This window comes from Cohnella xylanilytica (assembly GCF_014212175.1).
Taxonomy (GTDB): domain Bacteria; phylum Bacillota; class Bacilli; order Paenibacillales; family Paenibacillaceae; genus Cohnella; species Cohnella xylanilytica.
In genome coordinates, this window is sequence record NZ_JACJVR010000070.1 from 43,268 (window position 1) to 64,810 (window position 21,543).

Here is a 21,543-nt window from a genome sequence, read left to right on the forward strand (position 1 = left end):
GTCCTCTCCTATCTATTCCGCTTCCCGGCCGGAGAATCCTCCGCGAAGCCTCCCTCCGAATGAGAGAGCAACATAGCGAAGCCGGCCCCGTGTTACAACGGAGAAGTAGTTTCGATAAGGGAGATGAGCCGAATGAACAAGTTGGAAAAGAAGGTTGCATTGGTGACGGGGGCAAGCCGGGGGATCGGCCGCGGCATCGCGGTCCGCCTCGCGCGGGAGGGCGCTCTCGTGGCGGTGCATTACGGGAGCAACCGGAGCGCGGCGGAGCTGACGGTCCGGGAGATCCGGACGGCCGGAGGCGAAGCCTTCGCGGTGGAAGCCGACCTGTCGTCGGCGGAAGGAATTCTGCGTCTGTTCGCCGCCCTGGACGCCGAGCTGACGGCGCGAATCGGCCATAACCGGCTCGACATTCTCGTCAATAACGCCGGAATCGGGCAGACGATTCCGCTCGAGGAGACGACGGCGGAGTCGTTGGACGAGGTGTTGAACCTCCATGTCAAAGCGCCGATTCTCGTCACGCGGGAAGCGCTGGCCCGCCTGAACGACGGCGGCCGGATCATCAATCTCTCGTCCGCGGTGACGCGGATCGCCTTCCCCGGCCTGCTCGGCTACAGCGTGTCGAAGGGCGCGGTCAACACGATGACTCTCGCCCTGGCCCAGCAGCTTGGGGCGCGGCAGATTACCGTGAACGCCCTCATGCCGGGCATCGTCGAGACCGAGATGAACGCCGGAACGCTCGGCAGCCCGGAAGGGCGGGCGTTCGCCGCCGGCCTGTCCGTGTTCGGCCGATGGGGGCAGCCCGAGGACGTGGCCGACATCGCCGCCTTCCTCGCATCCGACGACAGCCGCTGGGTGACCGGGCAGCTGATCGACGCGAGCGGCGGTACCCGCTTGTAAGGAATCGGCTCGCTGCCCAATCCAGGAAATACTTGCCTAAACTGGATGAATGGCCGACAATGAAGAACGAGGGATTCTCTTAAGCGGACCGCCATGCTTATCGTTGTCCCTACAACGACTTCCGAAGGAGTGATGAGGTGTTGAATACGATTCTGAACACGAATAAGCCTGCGAGAGGTCGTTGCCGGTAGGGACGGATAAGCGCCTCTCGCAAGGCCATGGGAGGCAGACTGGCTATGATGGAATTGGAAAAGCGATATTCGCCGGCGGTCGAGCTGAGGCCGGTCGATGCGAACAACTGGTATGATTGCTCCCAGCTTGAGGTCACGGAGGAGCAGCGAGGCGTTTTTCCCGTCCCGATCGTGTACTGGCTGGCCGAGTCTGCCTATTGCGGATTCGCGCCCCTGGCCGTCTATGCCTCGGAAGAGCTTGTCGGGTTCGCGGCCTACGCCGTCGATCCCGACGACGGAAGCTACTGGATCATGGCCTTCATGATCGACGGCGGCCATCAGGGGAGAGGCTTCGGCCGAGCCGGAATGAAGGAGCTTATTCGACTCATCCGGGAGACGCACGGCTGCGACCGAATCCGGCTCGGACACCGTCCGGGGAACGAGACGGCCGCGAGGCTGTACGCCTCGCTTGGGTTCGAAGAGGTGGATGCGTGCGATCGGGAGATCGTACGGGAATTGCGATTCTGAATTCGGCAGCGAGCCGCCCTCTCTTCGAGGGCGGCTCGTTGTCGTTGCGCGCTTGGACGAACAAGCGGTAAGATAAATTTACCAACAAGACAATCGGAAGGAACGGGCATGCCATGGGCACAGCGATCGCCGTTACGATCATTATCCTGGCCGTCCTCGCGGCCGGGCTCGCCGCGTCGGGGCTCTACTTCTACCGCGTCGCGATAGCGAGGAACAAGAAGGCGGTTCTGGAACGGAGTCCGGATCTGGACGACTTCGGAGCTCGCCGGCCGGACGAAGCCGCAGAGTGGGCCCGGCGGCAGCCCTGGGAATACGTCGCCGTGAAGTCCCGCGACGGTCTCGCGCTGCACGGCTATTACCTGGAAGCGGACGAGCCGTCGAACCGGACGGTCATTCTGGCGCACGGCTATTCGGGCGAGGCGATGAGCAACATGCGCTCGCTCGCCAGGTTCTACCGCGAGAAGCTCGGCTATTGCGTGCTCATGCCGGACGCGCGGGGACACGGACGAAGCGAGGGCGGTTATATCGGCTTCGGATGGCCGGAACGGGAGGACTATCTCGAATGGATCGATTACGCCGTCGGCCGCCAAGGGACGGACTGCCGGATCGTTCTGCACGGCGTCTCGATGGGCGGGGCCACCGTGCTGATGACGAGCGGCGAGCGGCTTCCCGGGCAGGTGAAGGCCGTCGTCAGCGACTGCGCCTACACGTCGGCCGTCGACATTCTCTCGTATCAACTGAAGCGGCTGTACAAGCTGCCCGCGTTCCCCCTCGTCCCGGTCACGAGCCTCGTCTGCCGGATCCGGGCGGGCTATTCGTTCTACGAAGCGTCGGCCCTCCGCCAAGTCGCGCGGGCGAAGACGCCGATTCTGTTCATCCATGGCGACGCCGACACGTTCGTCCCGTTCGGGATGGTCCGCCGGCTGTACGACGAGTGCGCGTCCGAGAAGGAGCTGCTCGTCGTCCCGGACGCCGGCCACGGCCTCGCGTACTCCGCGGACCCCGAAGGCTACGAGAGCGCCGTCCGGCGATTCCTCCGTCGCCACGCGGGGTAACGCCCATAGAAGAAGGTCCGGCTCCGCGACGGCGGATGCCGGACCTTCCTCGTTCGGCTTCATGCCATGCATGCTTCGACATGCCGTGCCGATCTATTCTTCGTGTTCGTCGACGACTCCGAGCTCCCGGTTCTTCTCCTTGAACTTCGGGTTGTGCGAGGAGACGTACGCGAATCTCTCCGCCTGCGGATCCAGATACAGCTTGGCGCTGTTCAGCGCCAGGATGGCGTCGTTGAACGTGCCGGCGATCAGATGAACCTTGCTGTCGTGCTTGACGAAGTCTCCGGCCGCGAATATGCCGGGGATATTCGTCTCCATCTTGCTGCTGACGTTCGCGTGCCAGTCGCCCATGTCCAGCCCCCACTCCCGGATCGGGCCGAAGTTGTAGCGCAGGCCGTGGTTGACGATCACCGCGTCGACGGCGATTCTCTCCCGTTCTCCCGTCTCCGCGTGGGCGATCGTCACTTCGTCGATGGTCGTGCCGTTGCCGCTGTGCAGCGACTCCACCGTATAAGGCGTCCGGACGGAAGCCGAGGACTCCTTCATCCGCTTGACGTTGCGCTCGTGGCCGCCGAATTGGTCGCGCCGGTGGACGACGGTAAGGCTGCTCGCGATCGGCTCCAGCGCGTTCGCCCAGTCGACCGCGGAATCGCCCCCGCCCGAGATGAGCACGCGCTTGCCCCGGAACTCCTCGAGCTCCTGCACCGTGTAGTGCAGGTTCGTCACCTCGAAGCGGTCCGCCCCTTCGATGTCGAGCTTCGCCAGCTCGAGGATGCCGTAGCCGATCGCGAGCACGACCGTCCGCGTCCAGTGGCGCTCCCCGTTCGCGGCGGTCAGGATAAACGTGCCGTCCGCCTGACGGTCGCAGGAGACGATCTGCTGGCCGAGCACGATCGTCGGATCGAACGTCTTCGCCTGCCGGATCATCTGCTCGAGCAGCTGCCGGCCCAGCGTCGGAGGGAGCCCGCCGACGTCCCAGATCATCTTCTCCGGGTAGATCAGCACTCTCCCGCCCAATTCGTCGCGAGCCTCGATCAGCTTCGTCTTCAAGTCTCTCATGCCGCTATAGAAAGCCGTATACATGCCGGCGGGGCCTCCGCCGATGATCGTCACGTCGTACAGCTCGAGTTGGTCGCTCATCCTTCATTCCCCTGTCTGGATCGCCGGTTTGAACATCACTGCCTCTCATTGTAGTTGATAATGATTATCAACGTCAACTCTAATCGCCTAATGACGCTAATTATTCACAGGATGAAATTGCAGAATTAAATCGAAGGACAGCGGCGCTCCCCCTTCGGAACGACGCGATCCCAATGCCGGTGCAAGGCGATCGCCTCCAGGAACGCCTCGGCGAACGCGGCGGAATCCGGCGAATCGGATGAAGCGAATGAAGCGGACGAGGCGGATGAATCGGGCAAGTCGGGCATTGCCGCGGAGATCACGCCCTGGCTGCCCGCCAGGCCGCCGGTCTCGAGCCAAACCGTTCCGCCGTGAGACGCCGCGATAGGCTTATAGTGGGCGAAGGCGTCCCGCAGGAATTCCGCCGGGCCCTTATCCGCCTGGCCGACGTCGACCCGGCCGGAGGCGACGTAGATCGCGTCGAACAGGACGGAATCGGTCGTCGCGTACGTATGGACGGCCTCCAGCTCGAAGCCGTCCGCTCCGCGATGCTTCCCGAGCCGGCCGGCGACGGCCTCCGCCCGAACGCCGGCCGCCTGCAAGACGTCCATCACCGCCCGCACGTACGCCCCGTCGAAGTCTTCGCCCAGCAGGACGGCGACCTTGCGGCCCTTCGGCGACTTCGCGGTATTCATCAGGCTGAGGGCCGGCGACCGGCGAGTCTCCTTCGAGCCGCCTTCCCGGGGCGGAACCGCTCCGATGGCCTCGGCGACGGGAACCGCCAGCTCGAGGCTGACGTTGGCGAACAGGTCGACCGCCTGCTGCCGCACGGACGGGCTCCCGACCTTGCCCAGCTCGAAGCTGAACGCCTGGACGATGTGCTTCCTCTCCACCTCGCTCATGCTGTTCCAGAACAGGGCCGCCTGCGAGAAATGGTCCCGGAAGCTCGCGCTTCGCGCGCGCACCTTGCGGCCTTCTATTTTCTCCTGGTAATGGACGTAGCCGCCCTCGGCTTCGCTTACGGGGGCCGGCGTATTGCCGGCGAGCGAATTGTTCCGGTAGCTGACGGCCCCGCGGTTGATCGTCTGGCGGCCGTAGCCGTCCCTCTGGTTGTTATGGAACGGGCAGACGGGCCGGTTGATCGGCAGTTCGTGGAAGTTCGGGCCGCCGAGCCGGATGAGCTGCGTATCCGTGTAGGAGAACAGGCGCCCCTGGAGCAGCGGGTCGTTGGTGAAGTCGATGCCCGGCACGACGTGGCCGGGATGGAACGCGACCTGCTCGGTCTCCGCGAACACGTTGTCCACGTTGCGGTTCAACGTCATTTTCCCCACGAGCTTCACCGGCACTTCCTCTTCCGGCCACAGCTTCGTCGGGTCCAGGATGTCGAAGTCGAACCGGAACTCGTCCTCTTCGGGGAGAAGCTGGACGCCCAGCTCGAACTCCAGGAAGTCCCCTCTCTCGATCGCCTCCCACATGTCGCGCCGGTTGAAGTCCGGATCCTGCCCCGCGATCTTCTGCGCCTCGTCCCACACCAGGGAGTGCGCGCCGAGCACCGGCTTCCAGTGGAACTTGACGAAGTGCGCTTGTCCGAGGTCGTTCACGAACCGGAACGTATGGACGCCGAACCCTTCCATCATCCGGAAGCTGCGGGGCAGCGCCCGGTCGGACATCAGCCACAGGACCATGTGGGCCGTCTCCGGGTTGTTCGCCACGAAGTCCCAGAAGGTGTCGTGGGCCGAGGCCGCCTGGGGCATCTCGTGATGAGGCTCGGGCTTGAGCGCGTGCACGAGATCGGGGAACTTGATGGCATCCTGGATGAAAAACACCGGCATATTGTTCCCGACGAGGTCGTAGTTGCCTTCTTCCGTATAGAACTTGGTCGCGAAGCCGCGGACGTCGCGAACGGTCTCCGCCGAACCGCGCGAGCCGGCGACGGTCGAGAACCGGACGAAGACGGGCGTCTTCTTGGCGGGATCCTGCAGGAACTTCGCCTTCGTGTAGGGAGCCAGCGACTCGTAGACCTGGAACTCGCCATGCGCGGCGAACCCTCTGGCGTGCACGATTCTCTCGGGAATTCGCTCGTGGTCGAAGTGGGTCATTTTCTCGCGGAAGTGGAAGTCCTCCATCAAGGTCGGACCCCTCTCGCCCGCCTTGAGCGAGAACTCGTCCTCCGACAGGACGACGCCTTGGTTCGTCGTCAGCTTCCGCCCTTCGTCCGTCACCCGGTATTGTTCAAGCTGCTGGTCCTTGAGGTTGCGCGGTTCTCTCGGATCTCTCGGTTCTCTCGATTGCTCGCTCATGATCGCCACTCCTTCGCTGGGGATTGGGTCCGGTTGGGACCGGCTTCTTTTTCTTTACCCCGTTCGCGGAGAGGCTCAACCCCGAACGGGCGAATGGAGATAGGGCGGGCTGTAACGGACTCAGATGACGCTATTCGGCTTCAAAAGCCAAGTTTGAAAATCTAACGAACCCACGCGAGCTTATTTGGCGTGATTGGACCCAAAAACGGGCTTTCGGAACAAAATAACGTTTCTACGATTCGTTACAATCGGAAATTGCTCGTTTTCGACGAAATAACGTCTCTACGATCCGTTAGCTGCCTTCCGGCCGACGGCATTGGAACTTGGATCCATGTAAGAAAACTACGGATGACCCATTTACCAATCTCGCAGACATGGCGGGCTTTACCGCAGGCGGGCGGATTCATTTGTGTGATTTTTCGTATAACGCACCGCCGAAAAAATCAAGGCAGATGAATTCTGTATGATTTTTCACTCACCATTTAAGCAAGGCGCCTTCTTAGAGCATAATTTGTATGATTTTTTATACACCATTTAAGCAAGACGCCTTCCTGAAGCATAATTTGTATGATTTTTCGTACACCATTTAAGCAAGGCGCCTTCTTCAAATAGAATTTGTATGATTTTTCCATCCGCCATTCAACTAGCAGGCGCCTTTTCGAGCCGGAATCTAGTCCAAGTCCAAAATTTTTCAGGATAAGTTCCGTTAGTGAAAATGCGTTATCCGCAGAAAAAAAGCCCAACCGCCGGAGAGCCATGCAAACATCGCTCCGGGGGCTGGACTTGGGCTGGGATTGGGCTGAGATAGGCTTGGTGGGCTGAGCTTCGGTCAAACTTAGGCTGAGCTTGAGGCAGGCTTGGAGTCGGGCTCGAGTTAGGTGCGTGTCGGATGGCAGACCGAGTACGAACGGGACAGCCATGCTTCGTCGTCTCTTACAGCAGCGTCTCCGCTCCGTCGATGAAGATTTCGGTTCCCGAGATGCGGCTGGACCGCTCCGAAGCGAGGAAGAACACCAGATCGGCCACCTGCTCCGGCCGGCCCGGCCCGCGCTCCAGCGGCTGATCGCCTTCCGGATATTCGACCGGGATGCGGATCTTGTCCACTTCCTTCGTCCTCTCGGTGTTCTCCCCGATGTTCGTCTCGATCGCCCCGGGGCAGATGACGTTGACCCGGATCTTGTAGCGGGCCAGCTCGAGCGCGGCCATCTTCGCGAAGGCGACCTGGCCGGCCTTGGACGCGCTGTAGGCCGACATGCCGAAGCCGGAGAACTTGCGGCTGCCGTTGACGGAGGCCGTCACGATGATGCTGCCTCCCGTCTTCTTCATGTGGGGGACGGCGTATTTGAACGTCAGGAACGTTCCCTTCAAGTTCGTGGACAGCGTCTCGTCCCACGCCTCCGGCGTCAGATCCTCGATCGGCGCGAGCGTGCCGTTGATGCCCGCGTTCGCGAAGACGACGTCGATGCGGCCGAACCGCCCGGCGGCGGACTCGATCGCCTTCCGGACCCGCTCCGGGTCCGAGACGTCGACGTCGTAAAATTCGGATTCCCGGCCCAGCTCCCGGATCTCCTTCTCCACCTCTTCGGTCCGGTTGTCGTTCAAGTCCAGCAGGCAGACGTTCGCCCCGCCCCGCGCCAGCGCGAGGGCGGAGGCGCGGCCGATGCCCGAGCCCGCCCCCGTGACGATCGCTACCTTATCCTGAAGCGGCAGCCGGCCGGCCCCCGCGGACGACGATTCATTCGAAGGGTTCATTCCCATTCCCATCCCCATCTCCTCCTCGGCGGTTTATACCTTGAATATAAATCGTTATGTCCAACTTTAAACAACCGTATCCGGATCGGAGGGGGAAAACGCGAACAGGCAGCCGCCCGGGACGTTCCCCGCGGACGGCTGCCTGTCTGACGCTATGGAAGGACGGAAGGAGCCGTCCGCTCTAGACCCTGAACCGGCTGACCGCCTCGCTCAGCCGCTCCGCCATCGCCCGCAGCTCGCCGGACGCGCCGGTCACTTCCTCGACCGGAGGCGAGCTGTTCCTCGGCCGCGGCGGCGACCTGCTGGGAGCGGCCCGCCGAGTCTTGGGCGATCCGCTTCAGCTCTTCGAGAGCGGCGGCGACCTCTTCGCTGCCCGCCGACATCTCCTCCGAGGAAGCGGACACCTCCTCGGTCTGGCCGCTCACTTGCTTCACCGCTTCGAGGATGGAGCGGAACGACTCGCCGGAGGCGTTCGCCAGCTCCGAGCCGGACCGCGCTTCTTCGGTCGAGGCCGACAACGCGGCGGCCGCCTCGTTCGCCTGCGAACCGATCGTCCGGAGGATGTCTATGATCTCGTCGGACGACTGCTTGGAGCGCTCGGCGAGCTTGCGGATCTCGGCGGCGACGACCGCGAAGCCCTTGCCCTGCTCCCCGGCGCGGGAAGCTTCGATGGACGCGTTCAAGGCGAGCAGGTTGGTCTGGTTCGCGACTTCGGAGATATGCGCGAGAATATCGCCGATCCGTCCGCTCGCTCGGTTCAGCTCGTCCATCGAACCGGCGGCCTTCACGATGCCCGCCTCGACCGACCGCATCTGGCTGACGGTCCGGGCGATCAGCTCGCCGCCCTCTTCCGCCCGGCTCGCCGTGGCCGACGCCAGATCGGACACGACGGAAGACGACTCGGCGATGCGCTGAATGCCGACGGCCATCTCGGTCATGGCCCGGCCGGAATCCTCGGCGCTGGCGAGCTGGGATTCGTTGCCGGCGGCGACACCCTGAATCGCTTCGGCGATCTCGTTCGTCGCCTGGGCGGTCTGATCGGCCGTCTCCTTCAGCTTGCGGGAAGCCTCCGTGACGCCCTGCGACGTCTGCTTGATATCGATCGTCAAGCTCCGGAGGCTGGCGATCATCGCGTTGAACGACTGCGCCGCCCGTCCGATCTCGTTGCCGCCGCTGGCGGTCACGACGACCGTCAGATCCCCGCCGGCGGCTTGGGCGGACCTGTCGGCCAGCATGCGCAGCGGCCTTATCGTCGTCCGCAAGAGGAAGACGACGAGTCCGATCGCGAGCAGCGCCGCCAGAAGGCCGATGCCGATCGTTCTCCACAGGATTCCGTTGATGTGGGCCGCGACTTTGTCATAGTCGAAGTCCAGGCCGAAGACCGCGACCGCCTGCCCCTGCTCGTTGACGATCGGAGCGAGATAGGAGATCCACGTTCCGTTGTCGTCCGTATACGGACGGCTCAGGTCCTCCTTCCCCTTCAAGGCGGCGTCGAAGGACTCGGCGAACGCCTCGGAAGCCTTGTACGGCCCGCCGGGCACGCTGCCGTTCGAAGCCAGCGATTCGCTCTGCTGCAGGTTCTGCAGATAAACGCCGTCGTCCTTGGCCGTCTTGGACGTCGTAAAATAGTAGGCGTTGGCCATATAGTCCGAATCGGTCATGACGTCCAGCAATTTCTTCAGAATGCCCAAATCCTCGGAAGACGGCTCCCGGCCGCTCATGATCGCTTCCGAAGCCGGAGCGATCAGATTGAGATTCGCTTGCGCCTGCGCCCGGAGCTTGTCGCCGACCCGATCGAATTCGCGATAGACGGCGTCGCGTTGGGCGCCGTACAGCAGCCAGGCCATGACGCCGACGAGGATGGCGAAGAGAAGCGACAGGACGACGGAACTGCTGAGCAGAAGACTTCTGTTTTTCAACCACGTAAGCACGACTTGCACCTCGCTGATAGGATAGGGGATCCCTACCAGTATAAGGGGCAATTGTTAGGAAATTTAATGAATAAGCGTTAATTTTAAGGCGGCGGCCTCGCTCGGCCTCACTTCTTGCCGAAGACTTCGGCCATGTAGTCCAGTCCCTTGTTCTGCCCCATCGCGAGCGGGCCCACGATCTCGGAATCGACGACGTACACGCGGCCGTTCTTCACCGCGTTCAAGAAATTCCACACCGCGTTGGACTTCAAGGCCTCGGCGTTCAGCTCCGCGCTGTTCGTGAAGTCTTCCGCCAGGAAAATATAGTCCGGATTCCATTCGGCTACGCCTTCCAGGCTGATCTCCCCGTAATCCTTCTGATTCTCGAAGCCGGAGAGGCCGAGTCCCTTGTAATACGGCTCGAGCCGCTTGCCGTAGTAGTAGTTGAAGCCCTTGCCCCACGTCATCATGAACAGGGCCGTCTTGCCCTTCAAGCCGTCGCTGTCGAGCTTGGCCGCGAGTCCCTCCAGCTTGGCGTCGTAGGCGTCGATATACGCTTGCGCCTTCGCTTCGTCGCCGACGACGTCCGCCACCTTCCCGATCGTGTCCTGCCAGTTCTCGGACGTCGGGATGACGATCGTCGGAGCGATCTTGGCCAGCTGGTCGTAGATCTTGTCGTCGTACTCCGACGCGACGATGACGTCCGGCTGCGCGGCCGCGATCCTCTCCAGGTCGGCTTCGTCGCCGAGATCGGCGATGCGGCCGTCTCCCACGAACGAGTCGTAGACCGGGAAGTTCCGCAGCGACTTCAGGCCGACGACGCCGGCCACGGCGGCTTCGTCCCCGATGGCGAACAGATGCTCCGCGTACGGGAAGTACGTGACCGCCACCTTCGCCGGCTTCGTCTCGAGGGTCGTCTCGCCCTTGGCGTGGACGATCTTCTTCGGGAAGGCCGAAGACTCGGCGGCCGCCGGAGAGGAGCTTGCGGACTCGCCGGCGGCCGCGCTCGAAGAGACGCTCGGCGATGCGCTCGAGGCCGGGCTCGCGTTCCCGTTCGAGGCGGCCGGTCCTTCGCTCGTATTCGATCCGCAGCCGGCGAGAAGCGCAAGGATCAGCATCGCGCCGACGAGGCAGAGATAAGTTCTTTTCATGTTGATGGCCCACCTTTTCGACTCTATTAGTGATAATGATTTTCATTATCGAAAATGATTATAGTCAAAAAGACGGCTCTCCAAAATAGACGATTAGCGAAACCAAGGTGGACAATTCCCGAACCGGCGCCGATATTCGGTAGGCGAGCAGCCTTCGTACTTCCGGAACAGACGGCTGAAATAATGGGCGTCCGCGTAGCCGACGCTCTCCGCGATCCGGGCGACTCCGTACGAGGACGCAGCTAACAATCGCCTGGCCTGGAGCATTCGCTGGCGGATCACGTAGTCGATCGGGAAGAAGCCCGTCCTCTTCCGGAACAGGTAGGAGAATCGCTTGACGTCCATGCCGCCGCACCGCTCCGCCAACGATCCGAGCGTATGGGGCTCCATGTAGGATCGGTGAATGTACTCGACGATCTGCCCGATCGGGTCGTCGCCCTCCCGCCGTCCGCGGCGGCGCGCCGCCTCCAGAACGTCCCCAAGGATGCCGTAGAACAGCTCCTTCGCCCGCAGGGAAGCCAATCCTCCCGATGCGTTCCAAGTCCGGTGCAGCAGCTGCAGCCGGTCCGCCAGCCCCGGAAGCTCGCCCGGCTCCAGCAGGTAGCGGGAATCGGCATACGGGCGCCGGCCGGGGATTCGGGCTCTGTCGCGACCGGCGAGCTCGTAATGAACGAGAACGTATTCGAAGTCGGAGTCCCCCTGGACGCGGGGCTTCAGCGTCATGTTCGCCGCCCCGTGCGCGACGCGGCCCGGCTCCAGGTCGCAAGGCGCGCCGTCGAACTCGAAGCGCGCCCTTCCCCTGAGCGCGAACAGCAAGCCGGCCGAGGACGTGGGATTGTCGCGGGTATGGCCCGGATAGTCCACGTTCGGCTTCAAGGATGACAGGAAGACGCCCTTCACGGCCGGCAGGCCTTCCGCGAATTCGGCGGCCAGCGCGTCCAGATCGACCTCGTCGTTCATCCGAGGCCCCTCCTCTCGTCGATTCCATCGCCCGGATCTTGAAGCTCGTCCGGCGATTCGATTGCTCTCATTATATCGAAAAACGATAGAATAGAATTCGGTTTTATTATACAATAACTGGAAAACACCCGTTCATTCGCGATTTATTTGAAGGAAGATCCATCGAGTTGTTCAAATCGTCCGTTCGGCGGGCATCTCCCCTATGAAGGGCGAGGAGGGACGCGGGAGAAAACATGGAAATTCACGAACAGAGCTCCGCGGGACGCGGATTGGAGCATCGGGAAGCGGACGAGGCCCGGGAACTCGCGGAGCGGGCCCAGCTCGGAGACACGGAAGCCTTCGGCGAGCTGATCGAACGGCACCGGAACCGCGCGAAGGACTGGGCGGAGCGGATAACCGGGGATCCGCACTTGGCCGACGACATCGTTCAGGACGCGCTTGTCCGCGCTTTTCTGCACATCGGTTCCCTTCAGGACGCGAGCCGATTCCTGCCGTGGCTGCACCGCATCGTGCGCAATCAGGCGAACATGCGCCTTCGGAGAGGAGGGCCCTATAAGAAGGAGAAGCCGTTCGCTTCGTTCGGCCCGTCCAATGCCGATCCGGACCGCGTCGAATGGGACGATCTGGACAGCGTCCTGCGCCACTTGACCCGGTCGGCCGCCGACGCCGCGCTGAGCGGCCAGGACCCGGCCGAGCACCTGCTGCGCAAGGAGCTGTACGAGACGATCCGCTCGGTGCTGCACGTCCTCTCCCGGAAGGAGCGCTCCATCTTCGAGGCCTACTTCTTCAAGCAGCTCAGCCCGGACGAGATCGCCTCTATGTACCGGATGACGACGGGTTCGATCTACACGTACATCCACCGGTCCCGCCAGAAGCTGAAGCAGGAGCGGATCCGCGTCTCTCTCGGCCTATCGCCCGAGAAGGGAGGAAGCGCCATGGTCGGAAGCAAGGTTCTGAAGCTGCCGGAGCACCCGCCGCATGCCCGTTCGATGACGACCTTCGTCGACCGCGTCGGGCAGCTGCTCGCCGCGCTCGGCGACCCGCGCGAGACGGCGGAGCTGATGGGGGTGTCCGGCTTCGCCTTCCGGATGCAGATCTCGGACAAGGCGACTTACGCGGACGGCATCTACATGTTCGATTGGCGCCAGACGCTGCGAACGTTCCTGGGAGAGCTCGGATACGGGGCGACGATGCTCTGCGGGCAGCTGGCCGAGTCGCCGGTGCCGCTGCTGGGAGCCGTCGAACGCTTCCCCGTCGTCCTGCCGATCGAGGAAGCGGTGCTGCCCTTTATCCGCCGGACCATTGACGCGGGCAAGCCCGTGCTGTACTTCGACACGTCCGCGTCGAGGCCGTACGTCCACGAATGGTCGCTCATCTACGGCTACGACGACGAGCGGCGGCTCGTCCATCTGACCGACGCGATGAAGCCGGAGGGCAAGACGCTGTCCTACGACGACGTAGCGGAGAATCCGGTCCGGTTCCTGGCCGCGGTCGAAGGGGGCCGGGAGCCGGCAGTCGGGCCGCCCGGCGCTGTCTGGGAGGAAGCGTCGCGAAGGAACGCGGCGGCTCGGGCGCTCCGCTTCGCCGCAGACTACGCGAGGAACGCGAGAGCCTACTGCCCGATGACGAGTTATCTGTCGTATACGTCGGGTCTGGCCGCTTACGACCGCTGGATCGGGCATTTGCGCCGCGGTCCCGGTTCGCCTCCGAACCGGTACGGCATGGGCCAGCTCGCCGCCGTGTACGCGGAGGCGAAGCGGTATGCGGCCGGGTACTTGCGCGCCGTTCCGTTCGAGGGCGAGGCGATGAGGCTGGCCCTGCTGGCGGCGGAAGCCTACGAGCAAGCGGGCGAAGCGATCGGCGAGATCGCCTCCGAGGTTCCGTTCGTGCGGACCGCGGAAGCGATGGCGCCCGAATTATGCGAGAGATGCGCGGCGCGGCTGGAGAAGGCGAGAAATTTCGAAGCGGCCGCGGTCGAGTACGTCGAGAAGTCATTAACCCTAATGGAGAAAGGGATATCGCCTTGAACGAGACGAACGATAGGAACAATACGAACGATAGAAACGATAAGAACGATAGAAACGATAAGAACGGGACGATCGAGATCAGGTTCCTTACGGAATTCCAAAACTTGAACAACGTCATGGATGCGAAGGCTTCCTTCGAGCGGGACCATCCCGGCGTGCGCATCGCGATCGAGCAGGCGACGGACCATTACGAATCGATGCAGGCCTTCAAGTCCGACGAGGCTCCGGACATCATCGAATCGGGCGGTTGGGCCCTGTACAATTACAAGGGCATGTTCGTCGACCTGCTTCCATACGTCGACGAGGTTCCGGGGCTGAGGGAGGACCTGAATCCGGGAGTCATGCGCGTGGCGTGCAAGGACGGCCATCTCCCGGGCTTGCCGGTGGACGTCGCGCTTCCGTTGATCGTCTACAACAAGGAGATCTTCGACCGGGCCGGACTCGCGTACCCGACGGAGGATTGGACCTGGGACGAGATGATCGAGCTGGCCAAGAAGCTGACGGTCCGAGGCGACAACGGAGTGGCGCGGCAGTTCGGCTTCGGCTTAGGGGTCGATATCGAGGAATTCGAGCCGTTCGTCATGCGCAACGGCGGCCGGTACTTGTCCCCGAACGGGGCTTCCGCCAGAGGGCACGTCGACCAGCCGGCCGTTATCGAAGCGTTCCGGATGCTCGTCGACGCTTACCGCCTTCACCGGGTGATCCGCAACCCCGGCGAGCCTTCCGAAGCCGGCGACCTTCACCAGGGCTTCGCGATGGTGTTCGGCTTCGCCTGGTTCGTCGGCAATCTGGTCCATCACGGGCTGGGGGACAAGTTCGGAGTCGTCGGCCTGCCGAACATGCCGGGCGGAGAGCGTTCGAACATGATCTATATGGGAGCCGCGGGAATCACGACCAAGTCGCGCCATCCCCGGCTCGCCTGGGAGTTCCTCCGCCACTACGTTCTGGAGCGTCCCGAGCCGTTCCGTTCGCCGTGGACCCTGCCGATCGCCCGATCGCTCGCGGAACGGAGCGGGTTGACGAAGCACCCCCTCTGGTCGCGCTTCCTGCAAGAGCTCGATCACGTCCGGATCAGCGGCTTCTATATCAGCGAGAAATGGAACACCTCCCGCCAGCTCGTCAACGAAGACATTCGCCGGATGATTCTGGAGGGAGCCGACGTGGCCCAGACGCTCCGATCCTGGACGAGGTTCGCCTGACCTCCTCGCGCCGAAGAGCCGGACTCCCATTCGGGAGCCCGGCTCTCTTCATCCGCTTAGAACATGATCAAGAGATCCGCTCCAATAAGCCGAGCAGATAGGCGTCCAGCCGTTCGCCCATCAGCTTCGGCGTCAGCCCGGTCACCCCGAGCGCCGTCCAGCCGCCGTACACCTCGGGCGGCCAGAAGGCGAAGTCGATCAAGGCGACGAGGTCCCAGTAGGGATCGTATTCGAAGGAGGCGCCGGCATGCTCCTCGTAGCGGGCCAGGAATTCGTCGGCCTCCCGCACGCCGCGCAATTGCGCCAGGTTGACGCGGCAGTGGCCGACGTCGATCCCCGCCGGACCTATGCACCCGTTGACCCAATCGACGACGCCGCTCACTTCGCTCCCGTCCCACAAGACGTTGGCCGGGTGGTAGTCCCGATGAATGAACTTCTTGGAGAACGAAGGCTTGCGGGCCGTCAAATAATCGGCCGCGAGCTTCCACTTGTCCGGAACCGACGACCAAGAGGTCGCGTCCAGCTTCGAGGCGTCGCAATAAGGTCTGAACGTCCACGGGAAGCCGCCGGCGGCCGCGGGGTCCGGGGCGTGCAGACGGGCCAGCGAGCTCGCCAGGCCGTCGAGCCAGCGCGAGGCATCCTCCGGCTCCAGCACGACCCGCCCCTCGAGCCGCGTCATCAACAGCGTCGGCGTTCCGCACCGGGTCCCGTCGGCGTCGACGGCGACGAGGGCCGGCGTTCTTGCGCCGGCGATCCCGGAGGCCCGCCGCAGGCTCTCCGCTTCGCGCAAGGCCAGGTCGGGCTCCCGCCGAATCCAATCCGCGTCTTCGAATTGCCTTAGAACGAGCTGCCGGAGCGTTCCGTCGACGCTCAGGACGATGCCGTGAACGGCGGACGAGATGCCTCCTTGCAGACGTTCGGACGCAAGGACGTCGGCCGATCCGCCCGCGGAATCGATGACCCATTGCAGAACGCGATCGGACAGCGCATCGGAACTCGGATTCATAGGCAGCCTCCCATATGGATAGGTTTATTGCATTTTCGGTTTACCTTGTTAATATATAACGTTTGCGATAATGGCACAAACCCCCATACCTGTCTAAGGAAGCGCGTCCATTCCTCGGCCGCCACATCCGTTCCTCTAGGTCCGGTCGGCAATGAAAATATTCATGCAGAAAACAGAGCAGGCCGCCGCGCCGGCTTCCTGCTCCCTCTTTGCGTCGTACCTTCAGCCTTCAAACGTGATTTTCAACGTTTGCAAATCGCTTGCTACCATTTGGGCATCCGCTTCGAATTTATCGTCCGGCATCCCGGGCCTTTGATACAGCGTAAAGACGACTTCGCTTCCGTCCCCGTTCGGAATCACGCGCATGGGATTCAGAACCACTTGTCCGGAAGGCATCGTTACCCAATGGTCGAGCACCCCGAATTCATTGCGTTCGACGAATCGGATCGTCACGAGACCGTCCGGGGACTCGACCTTCCATTCGTTCCCCGACTTGATCGCCGACTGGCTGAAGGCAGGCGCCCATCTCGGCAAATTCTCGGGGTCCAGGATGAAGTCGTAAATTTCGGCCGGCTTCCTGCCGACGGATACGCTCAACGTCTTCGAATTCGACATAACCATCCTGCTCTCATTCCTCTCCGCATTCTCCGTATTCGATCGCGAGCCGCTTGCCATCGCGAACTTCATGCCAAATAAGAGGCTCGCGCCTATCTTCTCACGTTCGCTGCCGTTTATCTTGTAAAAAACGGACAACCGCCTCTGGCAACACGATCGGGCTCGTACAGAGCCCGTACAGGGAGGACCCCGGAGTCTCGCCGAGAGGCGTCGTCCCGGCGCATTACACGGTCCGCGATGCCGGTCCCATTCCGCCTTCGTATTCCTCTCTCGCCCGCTTCACGGCCCCGTAATGCTCCTTCGCCCAATCTCTCAGCATCTTCATGCAGGGAATGAGAGATTCGCCGAGCGGCGTCAACGAATATTCCGCGATCGGGGGCACCGACGGCTTCAGCTCGCGCTTCGCGAGGCCGTCCCTCTCCAGCTGCTTCAGCGTTTGGGTCAGCATTTTCTCCGAGATGCCTTCGATGCGCCTCTTCATCTCCCCGTAGCGGATCGTTCCGCCCTCCAGCGCGTACAGGACGAGCGCCGTCCATTTGTTCGACACGATCTCCAGCACGTGGGAATAGCTGCATACCGTCAATGAAATATCCGGTTCGTTCATGCGGATGCCCCTCCTTACGAACGTTAAGGTTCGTATAGCACAATAAAGTGCCTTCTTACTAAAGATTAGGATATGACTTATTGTAATGTCTAACCCCGTTTTATAGAAGGAGTGATCCTAATGAAAGCCTACGTCCTGCAAGGAGGCTTCGGCCTCGATCATGTCCGGGAGGTCGATCGTCCGATTCCGTCTCCCGGCCCCGGCCAAGCGCTGATTCGCCTGAGAGCGGTCACCTTGAACGCCCGCGATATCGGAGTGATCGAGGGCTTCTACGAACCGGACCGGACGGCGCCCCTGATTCCGGTCTCCGACGGAGTCGGCGAGGTGGTCGCTCTGGGAGAAGGAGCGTCCAAGTTCGCGGTCGGCGATCGCGTCGCCGCCATCTTCACCCAGAGCTGGACGGCAGGCGAACCGACGCGGGCGAATTGGACCTCGACGCTCGGAAGCCCGCTCGACGGGCTGCTCGCCGAATACGCCGCGCTGCCGGAGGAAGGGCTCGTGCGCGTGCCGGAGCATCTGACCGACGCGGAGGCGGCCGCGCTGCCTTGCGCGGGAGTCACGGCTTGGCACGCGATCGCGGAAGAGGGGCGCGTCGGCGCCGGAGAGACGGTCGTCGTGCAGGGAACCGGCGGCGTCTCCCTCTTCGCCCTCCAGTTCGCCAAGCTGCAAGGGGCCCGGGTCGTCGTCACTTCGAGCAGCGACGAGAAGCTGGCGCGCGCGAAGGCGCTCGGCGCCGACTACGGCATCAACTACAAGACGACGCCCGAATGGGATCAAGCCGTGCTGGACTATACGAATGGCGTCGGCGCGGACCACATCGTCGACGTAGGGGGAGGGGGCACGCTGAACCGATCGGTCTCCGCTCTCAAGGTCGGCGGACGGATCAGCCTCGTCGGCCTTCTGTCCGGGGCCAGCGCGGAAGGCTTCGCCATCGTCCCGGCTATCCTTCGCAAGGCTCGGCTCCAGGCCATCAACGTCGGCAGCCGCGAGATGTTCGAGCGCATGAACCGGGCGATCGGGCAGCACGGGCTGCGTCCGGTCATCGACCGCGCTTATCCCTTCGAGAGATCTATCGATGCGCTGCGGCACTTGGCGGAGGGCTCGTACTTCGGGAAAATCGCCATTGAATTCTGAACCCGCGTTGCTCGCGGTTGAGGTGCGGAAGCAGAAGAGGCCGATCGGATGCGCATCCGATCGGCCTCTTCCCACATCCGGGGCTTCCTTACTTCCGAGGAGAGGCGCCCAGAATAAGCTTCATCCCCTCGATCCGCAGCTGCCCCATTCTCTTCACCCAATCCCGGAACGCGTCGCAGGCGGAGTCCGAATAGCCGAAGAGGCTCTGCAGCTCCTCGACGAATCGCGATTCCTCCGGGCTGCAATTGCCGTCCGCGTAGATGACGAGCAGCAGCTCCGCCAGGAATAAATTCCGGACCTGCTCTTCCTTCACGCAGCCGATCAGCTCGGCGAGCGGAAGCCCTTCCTTGGCGGGATCCGGTTCCCAATTCTCCATGCCCAGTTCCAGCTTCCACGAACGCAGGTAGTTCCATTCGTTGCGATTGACGAAGCCGTCGGATTCGACCACCCGATGGGCCAGCTCCAGGAATGCCTCTTTATGCTCAAGATTCTCAAGGAATTGCAAGTACATGCGATGCGTCTCCTCCCGCGTCCGATAACGCTTTAATCCTCTACCAGTGTACCGGAGAACGAGGAGCCGTTCAAATCGAATCTTATCGCCCGGGAAGCCGACTAAATGCCTGGAGCCGGGGCGCAACGAACGGTACAAGGCGACCGCTGTCCATCGTCACCCGGGTTTATTCAAGTTCAGCGTCGGCGTCTGGTCGAAGAAGTTCCACGGCTTCAACAGCGCATAGACCCACTCCGTCGGCATGATCGGCCACTCCTCGGCCCTCGCGACATGCGTCGTGCCGGTCGTCAGCCAGACGACGTCGTCGGCGTCGCGGATCGATTGGTCGTCCGAAGTGAATTGGCCGAGCCCCGTATCGGAGCTGCTGCGGTTCGGGTACTTGCCCTCCGGGTAGCGCTCGTTCGGATCGTACCGGGTCACCCAGATCTGCTTGTCCATGAAGCTGACCCGCTTGAACAGCCATTCGTCCTCTCTGAAGTTCGCTCCCTTGGCGACCGGATGCGTGCCTCCGGCATATGGAATCAGTTGGTAAGCGACCGGGTTGCCGACCTTGTTCTCCTTGTTCGTGTTCGCGATGAGACGGATGGTGGACGGATCGAACTTCTGCGCCGCTTCCTTCTCCGTATCGACGATGCGCGTCTCCGTCTGCATCGTGCTCGTACGCGGGCCGCCCTCCGCATTCTCGGCGACGACCGGATCGATCTCCATCAGCGAATTCCGCTCTCCGTCGACGTCCAGGTCGAGCCGGAAGTTATAGATATGCTGGTGGGTCGTCCCGACGATGTTGTGGTCGATCAGCGTTCCGTACTTCGTATCCGCCGCGGCCGTCTCGTCGTGCATCGTGCTGGAGACGACGCCCTTGACCGCTTCGATCCCGGTCGCGCCGGCGTTGATGCCGATCGTGCCGTTCTGGGCGAATACCCAGTCGAACATGTAATCGTAGTTGCCGACCGTGCTGATCCAGCGCACGACCAGCTCGCGACGCTCGGTGCTGACATTCTCCAGGCCCATCTCCTGGTGCTTGAACTCGGCGTCGCCGTACCGCTCGAAGATCGCGATCGCGTTCGGAATCTTCATCGGCGAGCCCGTATAGTCGGAGATGATGGCGTCGAGCAGCACGGCGTTATCCGGCACGTCCGTTCCCCGCTCCATGGGGGAGGTGAGCGTGCCCATGCCGTATTCGCCGGAATCGAGGTACGACTTGAAGTACCAGCCGACGTCGGGGTCGCCGTACGGAACGATCATGCCGCCGAGCGAGCCTTCGTACATGATTTTCCGCTTGTTCCCGTAGTCGTTGTATGTCACGGTGGACAGAATCGGGCCGACGCGGGAATCCAGGCGCAGATGGAAGTCCCAGTTCTGCCAGTGGACCCGGTTGCCCGTGATCGTGTAGTTCTTGCCCTCCGGTTCGGTAATCTCCAGCGGCTTTGACGTCGCGGCGGACGTCTGATCGCGCCCGTCGTACGGCCGGGGCGTCGTCGGGATCGGCACGACCCCGTCGTCTTCGATCTTGATGACCTTCTTCTGTTCCAGATCGACGACCGCCACCAGATTCTCGATCGGGTGCGCCCAGTAGTTCCCGTCTCCGACGTTCAAGTAAGCGACGACCTTCAGCAGGCGGCTGTTCTCCTCCAGTTCGTCCTTGCCCTCGAAGTAGCCGACGGTCAAAGGCGTGGAGACGACCTTCTTCACGTCGTCGATGCCGCGCTTCCGCAGGGCCGCCGCGTATTCCGGGCTCTCCTCGATCGCCCTCTGAACGGCGGCGAAGTCGTCCAGCAAGATCATCCCTTGCGCCCCTTCGACCTCTTGCCAGGTCAGAACCTTCCTCGCGACCAGGTCGGCAGTGCCTTCGATAACCCGCTTGCCGTCAAGGATAACGAAGGCGGACGTCCGGTTGGCCGTCACCGGTTGGCCGGCCAAGACGAAGTTCCATACCTGCTCCTTCGGAGGCTCCTTCAGGGTAATCTCGGTGAATCGGTACGTATCCTTGTACTTCCCTTCCGCCTTCAAGATCCCGACGGTCGCCGCGATCTCATCGGATGTCAGCGGATTAAGCGGATGCGGGACTTCCTCCACCTGGAACGTCCGGTCCAGACCCGACTGGAACACCTCATTAATGAAATGATGGGAGACGTAGGCGACGTTCTTCTTCATGACGACCGGAGCTTCCAGTTCGAGCCTGCTGCCGTTGACGAGCGCGACGTTCGAGTTCGGCTTCAGCTTGACGGTCGTGCTGTTCTTCGCGATGACGATCATGCCCGCGAAGCCGTCCCACTTCACGTTCGCGCCGAACTCTTCCAGCGTCTCGCGCAGCTGGACGAAGTCTTCGGCGCCCCCGTGCGCCTCCGCCTTCGGCGTCGCCGGCGGCAGTGCCGAAGCCCCGCCGATCGCGAGAGTCAGCGCCGCGCTTGCCGCCGCGGTTTTGCGGGCCAGCGATTGCCGGTTCGCCTTCGGCTTCTTATTCTTTTTTCTCATCTCTATCGGCCTCCCCTGTGGATCTTAATGTAAATTTAACTCACGCAGTTTTGGCCGTATTGTAAATAACGGAACTTGATAGCTCAATTCATGTCATTTATCATTACATAACTTCATTGACTCGGTAGAG

General features: G+C 62.4%; 17 protein-coding genes. 6 read left to right on the forward strand and 11 right to left on the reverse strand.

Going from position 1 to position 21,543, the window contains the following annotated elements:
* Positions 1-132 precede the first annotated feature (132 nt).
* The 3 genes from H7B90_RS18055 (at position 133) to H7B90_RS18065 (ending at position 2,650) form a co-directional block, all read left to right on the forward strand.
* The gene (locus tag H7B90_RS18055; protein WP_185137292.1) at positions 133-897 is read left to right on the forward strand and encodes an SDR family oxidoreductase; all 765 of its coding nucleotides are present in this window, start codon (positions 133-135) and stop codon (positions 895-897) included.
* 236 nt (positions 898-1,133) lie between these two features.
* Positions 1,134-1,595, forward strand: a complete 462-nt coding sequence (locus tag H7B90_RS18060) for a GNAT family N-acetyltransferase (protein ID WP_260411098.1) — start codon at positions 1,134-1,136, stop codon at positions 1,593-1,595.
* A gap of 113 nt (positions 1,596-1,708) precedes the next feature.
* Positions 1,709-2,650 carry an alpha/beta hydrolase gene (locus H7B90_RS18065; protein WP_185137294.1) on the forward strand — a complete coding sequence of 314 codons (942 nt, stop codon included), beginning with the start codon at positions 1,709-1,711 and terminating at the stop codon, positions 2,648-2,650.
* Positions 2,651-2,743: 93 nt separating this feature from the next.
* Here the strand turns inward: H7B90_RS18065 and H7B90_RS18070 are convergent, their stop codons facing one another.
* The 6 genes from H7B90_RS18070 to H7B90_RS18095 form a co-directional block, all read right to left on the reverse strand.
* Entirely contained in the window at positions 2,744-3,790 is a 1,047-nt protein-coding gene (locus H7B90_RS18070) for an NAD(P)/FAD-dependent oxidoreductase (RefSeq protein ID WP_185137295.1), read from the reverse strand.
* A gap of 125 nt (positions 3,791-3,915) precedes the next feature.
* Positions 3,916-6,069, reverse strand: a complete 2,154-nt coding sequence (locus H7B90_RS18075) for a catalase (protein ID WP_185137296.1) — start codon at positions 6,067-6,069, stop codon at positions 3,916-3,918.
* Positions 6,070-7,002: 933 nt separating this feature from the next.
* Positions 7,003-7,827, reverse strand: coding sequence for an SDR family oxidoreductase (locus H7B90_RS18080; RefSeq protein WP_260411102.1), 825 nt, complete (start codon positions 7,825-7,827; stop codon positions 7,003-7,005).
* 146 nt (positions 7,828-7,973) lie between these two features.
* Positions 7,974-9,752 carry a methyl-accepting chemotaxis protein gene (locus H7B90_RS18085; protein WP_185137297.1) on the reverse strand — a complete coding sequence of 593 codons (1,779 nt, stop codon included), beginning with the start codon at positions 9,750-9,752 and terminating at the stop codon, positions 7,974-7,976.
* Between the two features lie 107 nt (positions 9,753-9,859).
* On the reverse strand, positions 9,860-10,882 hold the full coding sequence (locus H7B90_RS18090) for an ABC transporter substrate-binding protein (protein WP_185137298.1): 1,023 nt from the start codon (positions 10,880-10,882) through the stop codon (positions 9,860-9,862).
* 93 nt (positions 10,883-10,975) lie between these two features.
* Positions 10,976-11,842 (reverse strand): AraC family transcriptional regulator, encoded by an 867-nt coding sequence (locus H7B90_RS18095; protein ID WP_185137299.1) that lies wholly within the window; start codon positions 11,840-11,842, stop codon positions 10,976-10,978.
* A gap of 233 nt (positions 11,843-12,075) precedes the next feature.
* On the opposite strand from H7B90_RS18095, the gene H7B90_RS18100 reads away from it, so the two are divergent.
* Entirely contained in the window at positions 12,076-13,869 is a 1,794-nt protein-coding gene (locus H7B90_RS18100; protein WP_185137300.1) for an RNA polymerase sigma factor, read from the forward strand.
* A gap of 104 nt (positions 13,870-13,973) precedes the next feature.
* On the forward strand, positions 13,974-15,068 hold the full coding sequence (locus H7B90_RS18105; protein ID WP_185137301.1) for an extracellular solute-binding protein: 1,095 nt from the start codon (positions 13,974-13,976) through the stop codon (positions 15,066-15,068).
* A gap of 67 nt (positions 15,069-15,135) precedes the next feature.
* Here H7B90_RS18105 and H7B90_RS18110 read toward each other — a convergent pair whose 3' ends face one another.
* The 3 genes from H7B90_RS18110 to H7B90_RS18120 all read right to left on the reverse strand — a co-directional run bounded on the left by H7B90_RS18110 (position 15,136) and on the right by H7B90_RS18120 (position 17,293).
* Positions 15,136-16,074 (reverse strand): phosphotransferase family protein, encoded by a 939-nt coding sequence (locus tag H7B90_RS18110; protein WP_185137302.1) that lies wholly within the window; start codon positions 16,072-16,074, stop codon positions 15,136-15,138.
* 222 nt (positions 16,075-16,296) lie between these two features.
* On the reverse strand, positions 16,297-16,689 hold the full coding sequence (locus H7B90_RS18115; protein ID WP_185137303.1) for an SRPBCC family protein: 393 nt from the start codon (positions 16,687-16,689) through the stop codon (positions 16,297-16,299).
* 223 nt (positions 16,690-16,912) lie between these two features.
* Positions 16,913-17,293: a winged helix-turn-helix transcriptional regulator gene (locus tag H7B90_RS18120; protein WP_185137304.1), complete on the reverse strand. Its 381-nt coding sequence runs from the start codon at positions 17,291-17,293 to the stop codon at positions 16,913-16,915.
* A gap of 120 nt (positions 17,294-17,413) precedes the next feature.
* On the opposite strand from H7B90_RS18120, the gene H7B90_RS18125 reads away from it, so the two are divergent.
* Entirely contained in the window at positions 17,414-18,427 is a 1,014-nt protein-coding gene (locus tag H7B90_RS18125) for a zinc-dependent alcohol dehydrogenase family protein (RefSeq protein WP_185137305.1), read from the forward strand.
* 88 nt (positions 18,428-18,515) lie between these two features.
* Here H7B90_RS18125 and H7B90_RS18130 read toward each other — a convergent pair whose 3' ends face one another.
* Together H7B90_RS18130 and tynA are read right to left on the reverse strand one after the other, a co-directional pair.
* Positions 18,516-18,938, reverse strand: coding sequence for a TerB family tellurite resistance protein (locus H7B90_RS18130; RefSeq protein ID WP_185137306.1), 423 nt, complete (start codon positions 18,936-18,938; stop codon positions 18,516-18,518).
* 156 nt (positions 18,939-19,094) lie between these two features.
* A complete protein-coding gene (gene tynA, locus H7B90_RS18135; protein WP_185137307.1) occupies positions 19,095-21,413 on the reverse strand; it encodes a primary-amine oxidase in 2,319 nt (772 codons plus the stop codon).
* Between the last annotated feature and the right edge of the window lie 130 nt (positions 21,414-21,543).